This is a genomic window from Streptomyces broussonetiae, from assembly GCF_009796285.1.
Taxonomy (GTDB): domain Bacteria; phylum Actinomycetota; class Actinomycetes; order Streptomycetales; family Streptomycetaceae; genus Streptomyces; species Streptomyces broussonetiae.
On the sequence record NZ_CP047020.1, the window covers coordinates 7259911 to 7273800 of the forward strand.

8 protein-coding genes are annotated in these 13890 nt (G+C 75.1%); 5 read left to right on the top strand and 3 right to left on the bottom strand.

Annotation, left to right across the window (positions count from 1 at the left end; translation table 11 throughout):
- The first annotated feature begins 1 nt into the window (after position 1).
- The 5 genes from GQF42_RS33365 to GQF42_RS33390 all read left to right on the top strand — a co-directional run bounded on the left by GQF42_RS33365 (position 2) and on the right by GQF42_RS33390 (position 8780).
- A complete protein-coding gene (locus GQF42_RS33365; RefSeq protein ID WP_233273531.1) occupies positions 2-2092 on the top strand; it encodes a trypsin-like peptidase domain-containing protein in 2091 nt (696 codons plus the stop codon).
- The gene (locus tag GQF42_RS33370; RefSeq protein WP_233273532.1) at positions 2089-4566 is read left to right on the top strand and encodes a serine/threonine-protein kinase; all 2478 of its coding nucleotides are present in this window, start codon (positions 2089-2091) and stop codon (positions 4564-4566) included. Before GQF42_RS33365 ends, GQF42_RS33370 begins: the two co-directional genes overlap by 4 nt.
- 145 nt (positions 4567-4711) lie before the next feature.
- Complete coding sequence (locus GQF42_RS33380) at positions 4712-6301, top strand: VWA domain-containing protein (RefSeq protein WP_158926165.1); 1590 nt, start codon at positions 4712-4714, stop codon at positions 6299-6301.
- The gene (locus GQF42_RS33385) at positions 6298-7470 is read left to right on the top strand and encodes a hypothetical protein (RefSeq protein ID WP_233273533.1); all 1173 of its coding nucleotides are present in this window, start codon (positions 6298-6300) and stop codon (positions 7468-7470) included. Before GQF42_RS33380 ends, GQF42_RS33385 begins: the two co-directional genes overlap by 4 nt.
- Positions 7467-8780 (top strand): extracellular solute-binding protein, encoded by a 1314-nt coding sequence (locus tag GQF42_RS33390; RefSeq protein WP_158926167.1) that lies wholly within the window; start codon positions 7467-7469, stop codon positions 8778-8780. The genes GQF42_RS33385 and GQF42_RS33390 overlap by 4 nt, the downstream gene beginning before the upstream one ends.
- A 148-nt stretch (positions 8781-8928) precedes the next feature.
- Here the strand turns inward: GQF42_RS33390 and GQF42_RS33395 are convergent, their stop codons facing one another.
- The 3 genes from GQF42_RS33395 to GQF42_RS33405 form a co-directional block, all read right to left on the bottom strand.
- Entirely contained in the window at positions 8929-9720 is a 792-nt protein-coding gene (locus GQF42_RS33395; protein WP_158926169.1) for a S1 family peptidase, read from the bottom strand.
- A gap of 205 nt (positions 9721-9925) precedes the next feature.
- Positions 9926-12781, bottom strand: coding sequence for an ATP-binding protein (locus tag GQF42_RS33400; protein ID WP_158926171.1), 2856 nt, complete (start codon positions 12779-12781; stop codon positions 9926-9928).
- Between the two features lie 168 nt (positions 12782-12949).
- Positions 12950-13783 carry a helix-turn-helix transcriptional regulator gene (locus tag GQF42_RS33405; RefSeq protein ID WP_158926173.1) on the bottom strand — a complete coding sequence of 278 codons (834 nt, stop codon included), beginning with the start codon at positions 13781-13783 and terminating at the stop codon, positions 12950-12952.
- Between the last annotated feature and the right edge of the window lie 107 nt (positions 13784-13890).

Below are 13890 nucleotides of genomic sequence, written 5' to 3' on the forward strand. Positions count from 1 at the left end.
CATGACGCGCACGGGGGAGCGAGCCGTCACATCGCGGTTACGGACGCCGTCCTGGATCGCCCGCATCGAGGCACCGGACGGGCGGGTCCTCGGCGCGGGGGTGCTGCTCGCCCCTGACCGGGTGCTCACCGCCGCCCACGTCGCAGGGCCCGGCCGCCGCTACGCCGTCCGCCTCGTCGGAGTCCCCGGCCTCGACGCCGTACCCGCCACCGTCCGCGAGGACGAACACGTGCCGCTGCGTGAGGACACCTTCGGCGACCGCAGCGGCGACCTCGCCCTGCTGCGCCTCGCCCAGCCCCTGCCCGCCGCGCACACCACCCGGCTCTACCGGCTCGCCGCACCGCACGGGCCGGTCAGCATGTACGGCTTCCCGGACGGCGACGACGGTGGCCGCTGGCACGGCGCCACCCTGGTCGCCGCCCGCGGCCGGGACAGCCAGGTGCAGTTGCGCCCGCTGACCCCGGGGGAGCTGGCCGCGCCCGGCTTCAGCGGCGGGGGAGTGGTCGACCACGCCACCGACCAGGTCATCGGGATCGTCCTCAGCGTCGACCAGGGACCGGGCTCCGCCTTCAGCTACATGAGCCCCACCGAGACCATTCTCAGCCATCTGCCGCAGGCCGCCGCCTGGACCGACGGCGCGGAGGCCGTCGACCCCAGGCTGCGCACCGGCGCCCGGGGCGACGCCGGCGTGCTCGACGTGCCGTTCGCCACCCAACTCGCCTCCTGGTTCCGGGGCGCGGGCTGGCCGGTCCTCGTCACGGTCGTCCCCGCCCGCGGCGACCGCGCCTGGACCCTGAACCGTGCCGTCACACTCGCCGACCGGGAGCTGCGCACCGACCGCAACACCAGCGTCTTCAGTCACGACCCGCCCGAGACCGTGCCCCCGGCCGGCGCGCACGACCTCGCCCTGGACGTCAAGGGGCTCACCGCCGCCGACGTCATGGACCGCGTCGCCGCCCGCCTGGGCATCCACGACGACCCCCGGCCCGAACGGCTCGGCGCGCTGCACCTCCCGCTCGCCGCCGTCCTGGTCGGCGTCGACCAGGCCGCCGAACCCGGGGCCCTGCTCGGCCTGCTGGACCGGCTCGCCCGGCAGGGGGCCCGGCTGCTGCTGGTCTTCCGCCGCCGGGGAGAGCGCACCGACCAGGCCGCCGAGGCGCTCGTGGACCGGCCGCTGCACGACCGCTGGGTCCGGCTGCACGCCGAACTCGACCGGATCGTGGACGAGTTGGGCCCGGCCCTCGACCGGCTCCGGGACCGGGTGCTGCCCGGCCCCGGCGCCCGGCAGCTGGTCGACCGGGCCGACGGCGGCGTACGGCGCACCCGGATGCTGCGCGCCTGGGTCGCCCACACCCCGGAACGCGAGCGCGAACCCGGCCGCGCCGACCTGCTGTTCACCTTCGAGGAGGCCGCCGAGCGCCGTCGGCAGCGTCTGGAGCGGGCCATCAGCCACCTCGACGCCCGCCTGCACCGCCGAGAGGAACTCCTCGGCCGGGTCAGCGCCGAATGGCCCCTGTGCCGCCAGCGGGCGGCTGCCGCGTCGGGGGCGGCGGGCCAGTCCGGTGGGCCGGGACCGGGGGCGGGGGCGGTGTCCGGCAGGCCGCCCGTGTCCGGCGCGTCCGGCACACCCGATGAGCCCTTCTCGTCCGGCGCGCCCGCTGCCACGCCGGGCCCGTCCGCGCCCGGCGACCCGGTCATGGAGGCGTACCGGCTCTACGAACACGCCCTCTCCCTGCTGCGGCACACCCCGTGCGACATCGAGCGCGCCGAGACGGCGGTCGAGCGCTTCGTCACCTTCTGCTCGGCACCGGCGTCCGGGAACCCTACGGGGACGACGGCCACCTCCGATGCGACAACGGACGGCCCGCGCAACCAGGGCCCGGGGGAGGCGCCGGGGAATCCGGCCCCGGCCATGAACCCGCCCCCGGCCTCGGTCCCGAGCCCGACGCCGGCCTCAGACCCGGCCTCGTACCCGCCCCCGAACCCTGCCCCGGACCGCGCCCGATGGCCCGCCGTCCGCGGTCACCCGGCTCCCTGGCAGGCAGTGGTGCCACGTCCCACCCCCCGCCCCGGAGAGGAGAGCACGTCGTGACCTCGTGTGTCCGGCCCGGCTGTGCGGGTCGCATCATGGGTACCGGTTACTGCGACACCTGCGGGCACCGGCACATCGAGCCGCGTGCCGAGTCGCCCGCGCGGCCCTTCCCGCCGCCGCGTGCCGAGCCCCCGACCGTCGTGGCCGGCGCCGTGGAGAGCCCCGGTCCGCCCGCCGTGCACGCCGTCGCCGGGGTCGGGGAACTCGACCAGCACGGGCTGGTCGTCCTGCCGGAGGTCCCCGTGCCCGACGACGTGCTCGTGGCCGACCCCCGCCCGCCCACCGGAGGCCGCCGCTGCGGAGCGAACGGCTGCACCATGACCGTCGGCATCGGCTACGGCGGCCAGCCCGCCCGCGCCACCGGCCGCTGCCCCCGCTGCGGCACGCCGTACTCCTTCCTGCCCCAGCTGGACAAGGGCGACGTGGTCGCCGGCCACTACCGCGTCCTGGGCTGCCTCGCCCGCGGCGGCCTCGGCTGGATCCACCTCGCCGAGGACACCCGCGCCGACGGGTACCGGGTCGTCCTCAAGGGCCAGATCAACGTCCACGACGCCCTCGCCCGCCGCAACGCCGTGGAGGAGCGCCGCTCCCTGACCGACCTGCACCATCCCGACATCGTCCGCATCATCACCTACGCCGACCACCAGGCCCCCGGCCGCCCGCCCGCCGGCTACCTGGTCATGGACTACATCGGCGGCCGCTCCCTGCAACAGCTCTTCGACGCCGACGACGCCGAGCGGATCTTCCACGGCCGGCCCCGCCTCGACCACGTCCTCACCTACGGCTGCAAGATCCTCGGCGCCCTGCAGTACATGCACGAACGCGGCCTGCTCTACTGCGACATGAAGCCCGCCAACGTCATCCACTTCGGCCGGGCAATCAAGGTCATCGACCTCGGCGCGGTCCGCGCGATCGGCGACCGCACCTCCGCCTACGTCTACACGGGGGGTTTCGCCCCGCCCAAGGAGGAGATCGACCGGCGCGGCTGGCACGTCGACAGCGACCTCTACACCGTCGGCATGACCCTCCAGGCCCTGGCCCGCGCCACGGAACCGGCGCGCGGTCTCGCCCCGGACTCCTTCCGCCGGATCGTCGACCGCGCCACTCACGCCGAGCCCGCCGCCCGGTTCCGCTCGGCGGCCGAAATGTCCCGCCAACTGTGGGAAGTCCTGAGGGAGTTCCGCTCGCTGCAGTTCGGCGAACAGCTGCCGGAGAGCTCCACCAGGTTCCGCGCCGCCAGTGCCAGCCTGGACGCCGGACTCGGCGCGATCCCGGCCCTGGACCACTGGACCTCACGTACCGGCGATCGGCCCGGGCCACTGGACGTCTCCCCGCCGCGCGCCGCCGAGGTCGCCGGCGCCCTCCCGGAACCGGTCCCCGACCCCGACGACGGCGCCGCCCTGCTGCTGGACACCTTCTCGCCCGACGCCCCCGACCAGGTCGCCCTGCAGTGGCCCCGCGAGTCCCGCCTCGGCACCCCCGAGACCGCCCTGTGGCTGTGCCGCGCCTACCTCAGACGCGGTGCGCAGCAACAGGCCGAGAACTGGCTGGCCGAGGCCGAGACCCAGCTCGGCGAACGCGCCGCCGCCCACGACTGGCGCATCGCCTGGCACCGTGGCGTACTGCACCTCAGCAAGGGTGAAGTCCCCGAGGCCGGCGCCCACTTCGACGCCGTCCACCGGGCCCTGCCCGGCGAGTACGTGCCCAAGCTGGCCCTCGGCTACTGCGCGGAACACGCCGCCGGGCAGACCGGCGAGGACGACGGCGCGAGTGGCGCGGGCGGGGCGGCCGTCCCCGTGCCCACGTCCGGAGCCGTCCTCGTGCCGGTACCCGCGTCCGCCGTCGCACCCGCACCCGCACCCGCACCCGCACCCACACCCACACCCACACCCGAGTCCGGGACGGCGGCCGGGGCCGACCGCGCGGCCCGGCGTGCCCGCGCGCAGCGCATCGCCCGTGCCATGCGGTTCTACGAGGCCGTGTGGAAGCGGGACTTCGCGCACTCCGCCGCCGCGTTCGGGCTGGCCCGGTGTCATCTGGCCGGCGGCGACCGGAACGCCGCCGTGCGCGTGCTCGACGACGTGCCCGCCACCTCCCGCCACCACGACGCCGCCCGGATCGCGGCCGTCCGTGTCCGCGCCGGGATCCTGCACGGGCGCCCGCCCGCGTCGGCCGACCTCGGGGACGCGGCGCGGCGGCTGCCCGAGCTGCGTCTGGACGGCGGCGCCGCCGACGGCGAGTCCCGGGCCCGGCTGGCCGCCGAGGTCCGCGAGAACGCCCTGCACGGTCGGCCCGGACCGGGCCCGGGCGCTTGGTTCCCGGCCGGTGACCTCCTCGGACCGGGCGACGAGGACAGCCTGCGGGGCCTGCTGGAGCACTCCTTCCGGCAACTGGCCGCGCAGGCCCGCACCGCCGGGGAACACGGCCGCCTGCTCGACCTGGCCCACGGGGTCCGGCCGATGACCACCTTCTGACACCTTCTGAGGCTTACCGGCCAGCGACACCGGCCAGCGACACCGGCCGGCGACACGGGTCAGCTACACCGGCCGGCGACACCGGCCGGCGACCTCCGTACCGACCTTTCGAGCAACGCCCGCGACGACCTGAGGGACGACAACGATGACCGTGCCCGGACAGATCGAGGTGACGCTCGCGGTCGGCCAGCAGAAGGAACTGCCCGCCGCACCGCCCGGGGCCGCGGGCCCGGCCGGCCGGGAGATGCACGCCATCCTGGAGATCGGCGTGCGCAGTCACGGCGGCCCGGGGCTCCCCGCCGCCCCCGGCCACGGGGCGGGGCCCGTGCTCGCCGAGGTGCTGATCGTCGACACCTCCCGCTCCATGCTGCACCCCGCCGCCAAACTGCACGCCGCGAAGGACGCCACCGTCGCCGCCGTCCGGCTGCTGCCCGACGGCACCGCCTTCGCCGTGCTCTCCGGGCGGTTCGACGCCACCGTGGTCCACCCCGGCCCCGGCCGCGCGCCCATGGCCGTCGCCGGCAGCGGCGAACGGGACGCCGCCGAACGGGCCGTACGGATCCTGGACGCGGACGGCGGCACCGCCATCGGCACCTGGCTCGACCTCGCCCGGCGGCTGCTGAAGCAGCAGCCCGCCCCCGTCAAGCACGTCTCGCTGCTCACCGACGGACGCAACGAGCACGACCACCGGGCCGCCATGAGCCTGGAGAACGCCCTGGACGCCTGCGAGGGCCGCTTCGTCTGCGACGCCTGGGGCATCGGTGACGACTGGGACGCCGAACTGCTGCTCGGCATCACCCGGCGGCTGCACGGCCGCGCCGGAGCCGTCCGTGACGAGTCCGAACTGAGGGCCGCCTACGAGGAGTTGGTGCAGGGGCTGCTCGGCACGGCCGTTCCCGAACTGCGCATCAGGCTCACCCCCACCCCCGGCACGGTGATCCGCCGGGTCACCCAGGTGGTGCCCAACGAGCAGGAACTGCCCGCCGTCCCGGTCGGCTCCGGCGGGCGCGGCACCGAGTACGTCACCCGCGCCTGGGGTGATGAGGTACGGCACTTCCAGGCCGTCCTGAGCGCCGACCCGACCGGCCGCGAGACCGGCGAGGACCTCCAACTCGCCGCGGTGGAGGTCGTCGTGCCCGACTTCGGCCGCCCGGTACGGCTGCCCGCGCCACGCCCCGTCCTGGTGCGCTGGACCGACAACCCGCTCGACGCCTCACGGCAGCACCCCGGGGTCCGCCGGCACGAGCTGTACCAGCAGGCGAGCGCCGCCGTCGCCGAGGCCTACCGGGCGTGGCTGTGCGGCACCGACGGCCGGGTGGCGGCGGACCACGCGCTGACCCGGGCGCTGGCTCTGGCCGGTGAGCTGGGCGATCCTCACCTGCTGGGCGCGCTGCGGCGTATCGAGGACGGAGGAGGCACGGGGGACGCAGGAGACACCGGGGACGGGGAGGGCGGGAGCGGCAGGGGACTCGGTCCGGGTACGGGCCGGGTCCGCGCGGGACTCAAGGACGTCGACTGGCAGCACCTGATCCTCTCCAGCGCGATGACGACCCCGCCCGAGCCGCCCGCTCCCGGCTCGCCGCCCGCGACCCCGCCCGGCCCCGGTGCCGCGGCGGAGGGCGGCGGCGAACCCGGCGGGCTCATCGAGTGCCCGGACTGCAAGTGGCTCGGCCCGGCAGGCTCCGCCTACTGCGGAGGCGACTGCGGCCGTCCCCTGGGGGGATCTCCCGCATGACCCCCGACACCCCGCCCCGGGGCACACCGGCTTCCCCCGCCCCGCTCCACGGCACCCCTGCGCACAGCACCCCGGCCCCCGGCGCGCCCGTCACCGCTCCCGGGACGGACCCGCACGGCGCCACGTACCCCACAGGGTCCACCGCCGCCCCCGGCGACCACCCAGGGCCCGCCCGGCCGCCGCACCCCCAGCGTCCCCACGACCGTCCCGTCCCCCTGGCCCGCCTGCTCCGGCGTCTGGGCCCACGCCCGCCCGCCTTCGGCGGCAGTACCACCGCGCGTGATCTCGCCGTCCGGCACCGGCTGTTGCTGGCCCTGTCGGCGTTGCTGACGCTGTCGCTGTTCCTGTCCTACGAAGGGGTGCACGGCGACGCCGACCCGCTGCGCACCTCCAGCGCCCCGGCCGTGCTGTCCATCGACACGGCGCTGTACGCGCTCGGCCAGGCCCAGGACGACGCCGCTCAGGCGGCGCCGACCAGTGACTTCCAGAAGCAGATCTCGGTCGCCGCGCAGAGCCTCGCGGCCGCCGCCGGGGACGGTGTGGGCGGCCCGGCGGGCCGGCAGGCGCTGCAGACGGTCGCCGGGCTGATCACGGTGTACGCCGTCAAGGTGCAGCAGGCCCAACTGCAGCCCTCGGACAGCGTGTTGCGCGATGCCTACCTCAGCTACGCCACCAGCGTGCTGGCCGAACCCGGCTCCGGGATCCGGGCCCGGCTGAGCACCCTGCTGGCGCAGCAGCAGGACGCGGTGCGTCGCCAGGCCTCGTTCGGGCCGCTGCTGTGGTTCGGCTGGACCATGACCCTGCTGCTCGCCGGCGTCCTGGCCGCAGCCCTGCTGGAGACCCAGCTCTTCCTGCGCCGCCGCCTGCGCCGCCGGTACAACCGCGGGCTCCTCGCGACGGGCGCCCTGCTCGTGGCCGGGACCGGCACCGCGCTGCTGTTCACCGTGTGGACGCACCGGGGCATGGCGCACACCCGCACGCTGCTCGACCGCCCGCTGACCGGGCCGCTCATCACCGACGCGGGGCGGCACACCGCCTCGTACCTGGCACACACCGGCTTCCGCGCGTCGGCCGCGGGGTGGATCCTGATCGGAGGCATCGTGCTCATGGCCCTCGCCGAGACGGGGCTGCGGCGGCACATCGACGACTACCGGTTCAGGCCCCGGTGAGCGCCCCGCCCACCGGCCCCGGGCCGGCCGTCGCCCCCCGGCGCCGCACCCGCGCCCGTACCGTCACCGTGCTGGCGGGCTGTCTGATCCTGCTCGCCGCCGCCCTCGTGGCCGGCGTACGGGCCCTCGGGCAGGAGCCGACCGTCACCCTGCTGGCCAACTGGACCGGCACCGACGAGAGCAACTTCCGTGACACGGTGCTGAAGCCGTTCGAGCGCACGCACCACATCCACGTCGACTATCAGGGCAGCTCCGCCGAGAGCCAGGTGCTCGGCGGCGACGTCGAGGCCGGGACACCGCCCGACGTGGTCGTGCTGACCGGACCCGGCGAACTCGCCGCCTACGCCCGCCAGGGGCAGCTGAAACCGCTGGACGACCTCGTGCCCCGGGCCGGCTTCGGCGCGTCCTGGACCACTCCGCTGGACGGGCACACGTACTGGTTCCCGCTCAAGGCCGACCTGAAGAGCATCGTCTGGTACCCGGCCGGCACCGGCGAGCGGCAGCTGGCCGAGGCCGCGCGCGATCCCGGCCAGTGGTGCGTCGGCATGGGCTCCGGGGCGACCAGCGGCTGGCCCGGCACCGACTGGATCGAGGACATCCTGCTGCAGCGGTCCGGCCCGGACGCCTACCAGCAGTGGGCGCGCGGCGTACTGCCCTGGCAGTCCACGCAGCTGAAGGGGGCCTGGAAGACCTGGGGCCGGCTGATGGGCGCGGGCGGGAACCCCGATCTGGTGCGGCGGGCGCTGAAGACGCCGTACGAGAACGCCTCCGAACCGGTCACCCGCACCCCGCGCGGCTGCACGCTCGAGCACCAGGGGGCGTTCATCCGCACCATGGACGCCTGGAAGCGCGCCGACGGCCGCTACGTACCCTCGGCCCGGCTGATCCCCGGCGCGAAGGCCGCTGACGCCTGGGAGGTCTCCGGCGACCTGGTCGCCCTGCTGCACGCCACCCCCGAGGCCACCACCCTGATCCGGTATCTGGCCTCGGCCGACGCCCAACGGGCCTGGAGTGTCCGGGAGTCCGGCTTCTCCGTCGGCCCCGGTGCCCGGCCCGCACCCTCCGACGCCGGTGCCGCCTGGCACCGCACCCTGGCCGCGACCCTCCTGGACGACCGGGCGGTGCACTGCTTCGACGCCTCGGACGCGATGCCGCCCTCGGTGCGCGACGCCTTCGCCGAGGCGACGATCGAATTCCTCGCCCACCCGGACCACCTGGACGCCCTGCTCAGGAACCTGGACTCCCTGCGCCTGGCTCCCGGCCTGACCTGGCTGCAGTCGGTGTGCGACCGCACGCCGGGCACGGGCTGATCCGGTCCGGCAGCGTCGTACGGTGCTGAGCGGCCCCCCGGACAGCTCAGCACCGTGATGGAGAGGGGGACGTTGCGGGCCGCTCGTGGTGGCTCGCAACGTCCCCCTGGTATCGACCTGAGGGACACTCAGGTGTTCTTCTTCCGGGCTACGAGTTGACCTGCGCGGTCACCAGGTTCGAGAAGGTGGTCAGCCGGGTGTAGACACCCGGGTAACCCGCCTCCGCGCACCCCTCGCCCCAGGAAGTGATCCCTGCCAGGACGCCCCCGATGAGCAGGGGACCGCCGCTGTCGCCCTGGCAGGTGTCCACGCCACCGGAGGTGTATCCGGCGCAAACCATGTCGGACTGGACGAAGTCCGAACCGTAGGAGCTCTTGCAGCTGGAGTCGGCCACGAGCGGGACGGTCGCGGTCCGCAGCTGGTTGGAGGAGCTGCCGTTCTCCGAGGTGGTGCCCCAGCCGAGGATCCGGGCCGTGGTGTTGGCCGCGTACACCCCGGTGTCCGACGAGGAGACGTACTTCGCCGCGGTGTACGGCATCGACGTCGACAGGGTCAGCACGGACACGTCGTGGCCACTGGTGGCATCCGTGTAGTCCGGGTTGATCCAGATCTTGCTGACCTTGCTGACCGTGCCGTCGGTGCCGTTCAGATAGGTCCGGCCGCCGACCACGCGGATGCTGCTGGTCGACTCGCCTGCCATGCAGTGCGCGGCCGTGACGACCTTGTTGGCGGCCACGAGGGTGCCGCCGCAGAACTGATGGCCGGAGGCGTCGGTGATCTGCATGACGAAGGGGTACGCCGTGGTCGTGGTGGTCGTACCGCCGACGATGGGCTGCGGAGCCGCGTTCGCCGTGGGGGAGGCGATGAGCGCGGTCGCCGCGGCGGCGGCCGTGGCCACCAGGATCGCGGCGGTCTGTCTGGCACGTGTGAGGCCGAACATCAGTCTCCTCAGTGGGGGTTGTACCGGTGGGGGGTCGCACGGGTGGGGTGGAGTGCACGGGAGTCGCGGGACCGACCCCGTGTGCCCGGGCGAGCGGCACGCCCTTTACGCTAGGTCCCGGAACCGTCGGCTCCCAATGAGGGAACCCCCTAGCGGGTGGGGTGAGGGAAAACCCTCGGTCCGGTTCAGTTAACCGGTGACGGTGTCACTTCGCGCGGCGAGCTGCCGCCAATCGGACGATGTCCACCCGCGATCGGATCCCCAGCTTGCGGTAGACCCGGGTCAGGGTCGCCTCCACCGTCTTGACGCTGATGAACAGCCGGGCGGCGATCTCCCGGTTGGTGGCGCCCTCCATGACCAGTGCGGCGACCTGACGTTCCATGGCGGCCAGCACACCGAGCGCGTCCAGGGCGTCCGTGGCGGCGGGCGCGGGTTCCGGTTCGGGGGCGGTGAGGGCCTCGTCCACCTGGCGTAGCCACGGTAGCGCCCGGCAGCGGCGGAACATCCGGGTGGCCTCGTCGAAGGCCGCCGTCTGCCGCCGGGACCCGGCGGTCCCCTCCGCGGCACCGACGGCGCGCTTGGGCCGCAGCCGGGCCAGCGCGAACGCGGCCCGCGCCTCCTCCAGCCCGTAGCCGAGCTTGCCGAGTCGGTCCTGAGCGGACGTCAGTTGGGCGAGGGCCGCCTCCAGCTCGCCGTGGGCGGCCCGCACCAGCGCCTCGGAGCGGTCCAGGACGGCGAGGACGCTCTCCCGGCCGAGCCGGAGCGCGTGCTCGCGGCTCACGTCGATGACGTCCTGCGCCTCCGCCGGTTCACCGATCCGGACCAACGCCTCGGCGAGGTCCCCCTGCCAGCGGCCGCGCGCCGGGTCGGTGATGCCGAGCCCCAGCTCCAGCCGGCGCACCCGGCGCAGCGAGCGCACCGTGCCCGCCGGATCCCCGGCCACCAACTGGGCGTACCCGAGCGCGCCCAGGGCCCGGGAGAGATACATCTGGTCGCCGTCCTCCTCGGCGTGCTGGACCGCCTCCCGGGCGAGGGCGAGAGCCCGGTCGACATCGCCGCCGGAGGCCTCCGCGAGCGAGGTGAGCATCGCCGAGGCGGTCTCGCCGATCCCCGAGTCGCGGGCCAGGCGCAGGCTGTCGCGGGCCAGCTCCAGGGCGCGCCCGCAGTGCCCGGCGCGCAGTTCGGTCTCGGCGAGGCCGCGCAGGAAGTGCACCTCGCTCTCCACCGAGCCGCGCCGGCGCACCTCGCGCAGCAGCGCGGTGACCGTCGCCCGGGCCTCGGCCAGCTGGTCGCCCATGACCAGCCAGCGGAACCGGGCGCTGCCCGCCCCGTTGTGGTGCCAGGCCACCCGGGGGTCCTGGGGCTCCTTCAGGGCGCGCTTGATGGTGCGGGGCGCCTCCGGATGGCCCATCAGGGTCTCGGTCTGCGCCTGGAAGGCGAGGGAGAGCAGCTCGGTGCGCCTGTCCCGGCCGCGCGCGGCCAGCTCGGCGGCGTGCGCGGCGGCCTCGCGGGCCTCGGTGAAGTCGCCCTCCACGATCAGCGCCCGCCAGGCCAGCTGGTAGTGCACCAGGGCCAGCAGCCGGGGGTCGTCGCCGGCGTCGGCGAGGGCCTGCGGGAAGACGGCGTCCACCTCGGCCATGGTGTGCCCGGCGCTGTCGATGACGATCATCCAGGCCCGTACCCGGTCGGCGGGCACGGCCGCCCGGGCCAGGACCTCGCGGGCGATGTCCCGGGCCAGGTCCAGCTCGCCCGCGGTGATCGCGTCCTCGGCGGCCTGCAGCCGGCGCTCCTCCTGGCGCGGTACACCGTCGGCGGGGGTGTGCCGGGCGGCGAGCAGACCCAGCTGGGCGGCGACCGAGGGGGCGCCCCGGTCCCGGGCGAGGGCGGCGGCCTCGGCGAGCCGGGCGGCCACCTCCGGGTCGGTGCCGGTGCTGGCCAGCGCCAGGTGCCGGGCCCGCTCGATCGGGTCGGAGGCGGCCGTGGACAGGGCCGCGTGCGCGGCGCGCCGCTCGGGCGCGGGCGCCTCGGCGTACAGCGCGGCGGAGATCAGCGGGTGCGCGAACCGTACGGCGGGGGCGTCGGGCTCGGTGGCCAGCAGGCCGAGTTCGGCCGCCTGGGCGCATTCGGACTCGGCGTTGGTCCGGCCGGCCGCGTGCAGCAGGGCCGGGGTGGGGCGGGCGCCGGCACTGGCCACCAGCAGGGTACGGCGGGCCTCGACGGAGAGCATGTCCAGGCGGCTGAGCACCAGGGCGCGCAACGAGGTCGGCACCGGCAGCGGCTCACCCGGCCGGGGCGGGGTGGGGCTGTCGGCGAGGGCACGGCCGAGTTCCAGGGCGAACAGCGGGTTGCCGGCGGAGGTGCGGTGGATCTCGCGGACCGTGGAGCGGGGCAGGCCGCCGTGACCGCGGTGGTCGAGCAGCTGGGCGACCTGGGTGCGGGTCAGCGCGCCGAGCCGGATCGCGAGGGTGCCCGGCGGGCAGGCGCGCAGGTGCCGGTCGTACTCCTGGCTCTCCTGGCCCTCGGTGCGTACCGCGCACAGCAGTTGCACCGGGGTGCCCTCCAGGCGCCGGGCGGCGAAGCCGAGCAGTTCGGCGCTGGCCGGGTCCAGCCACTGCAGATCGTCGGCGACGACGAGGACGCCGCCCTGCGCGGCCAGTGCGCGCAGCGCGGAGAGCACGGCGAGGCGCAGCGCGAGGCCGTCGCGCTGGAGGCTGGACTCGCCGCGGCCGGTGAGCGCCGACTCCAGGGCGGTGCGCTGGGCGGCGGGCAGCCGGGCGGAGACGTCGTCGAGGACCAGCCCGAGGAGGTCGGCGAGGGCCAGGAAGGGGAGGTGGGATTCGGACTCGGTGGCCGAGCAGCGCAACACGGTGCGCGCACCGGCGCCGTATTCCTCGGCCAATGCCCGCAGGACGGTGGATTTCCCTATTCCGGCGGGACCGTGGAGCAGCACACTGCCGCCCGAGGCGAGCTGGTCACGAGCGCCGGAGAACAACTCCTCGCGGCCGATGAGCAGGTCGGGACGGCACCTGGCAGGCTCCTGGAAGTCCCGTCGCACGGTCACCGCTCCCCTCGTGTGTCGTGTTCGGGCCAAATTCTAGGCAACGATCCTTGAAATTCAGACGGAAGCCGTGGTGAGGGAAATAACAGAGGGCAACCTGGAGGAAAATCAAGGGCTTCCCGCTTGAATTGGCAGGTTTGTTTACTGCTGTCGTGCCCGGCCCGTGCGGGACTACGGCAGCAGCCCTGCCCTGCGGGCCGCCGTCACCGCCTCCCCTCGTGTGTGTGCGCCCAGTTTCCGCATCGCCGAGCGCAGATAGCCCTTGACCGTCTCCGGCCGCAGGCCCAGCCGTTCGGCCACCGCCGCGTTGGTGGCCCCCGCCGCCACCCAGGACAGCACGTCCAGTTCACGCGGCGCCAGAGCCGCGCCCTCGGCCGGGCACGGCGCGGTCAACAGCCCGCACGCGGCGAGCAGTTCCGCCCGCAGCTGCGGATCCGTGATCCGGGGCGCCAGCGCGCGCAGCGCCGCGTGCGCCTCGCGCACCTGCTCCCAGGCGGCCGCCCGGGAGCCGCCGCCGTCCGGCTCCGGCCGGGCCGCCGCCAGCAGCCCCCGCGCCTCGTCCCGCACCACCAGCGCCTGCTCCACGTCCCGCGCCACGGCCATGGCCGCGCCCAGCGTGCGGTCGCCGAGCGGCTGGGCCGACCGCAGCGCGCCGTAGAGCACCCCGCGCACCCGGCGCTGGACCACCACCGGCACCGCGACGACCGAGCGGATGCCCTCGGCGGCCACCTGGACGTCGTACTCGTGGCTGATCTGCCGGGAGTTGGAGTAGTCCGTCACCGCGCACGGCCGGGCCAGCGCCACCGCCTTGCCGCCGAGCCCGTTGCCTGAGGTCACCGCGAGCGCGCGCAGCGACGCCGTGTGCGTGCCGCTCAGTTCGCTGATGCGGATCCGCGGCCGGCCCGACTCGAGCAGTCCGCCGAACGCGACCGGAAGTCCCGTCGCCCGCCGCAGCCGGGCCAGCGCACCACCGATCTCCACCGTCCCCGCCGCCTCTGCCGTCACCTGGTCCGCCCTTCCGGCCGTCCACACCCCCGTTCGGGGGTAGTGAGACCTGCATCACGGATTAGACGATGCCAGAGAGCCGCCCGGCAATGGTCCGGAACAGCAAG

Excerpts from the sequence above, each read along its gene's own strand:
- GQF42_RS33365 (WP_233273531.1), top strand. The coding sequence starts at position 2 with ATGACGCGCACGGGGGAGCGAGCCGTCACATCGCGGTTACGGACGCCG.
- GQF42_RS33380 (WP_158926165.1), top strand. The coding sequence starts at position 4,712 with ATGACCGTGCCCGGACAGATCGAGGTGACGCTCGCGGTCGGCCAGCAG.
- GQF42_RS33385 (WP_233273533.1), top strand. The coding sequence starts at position 6,298 with ATGACCCCCGACACCCCGCCCCGGGGCACACCGGCTTCCCCCGCCCCG.
- GQF42_RS33395 (WP_158926169.1), bottom strand. The coding sequence starts at position 9,720 with ATGTTCGGCCTCACACGTGCCAGACAGACCGCCGCGATCCTGGTGGCC.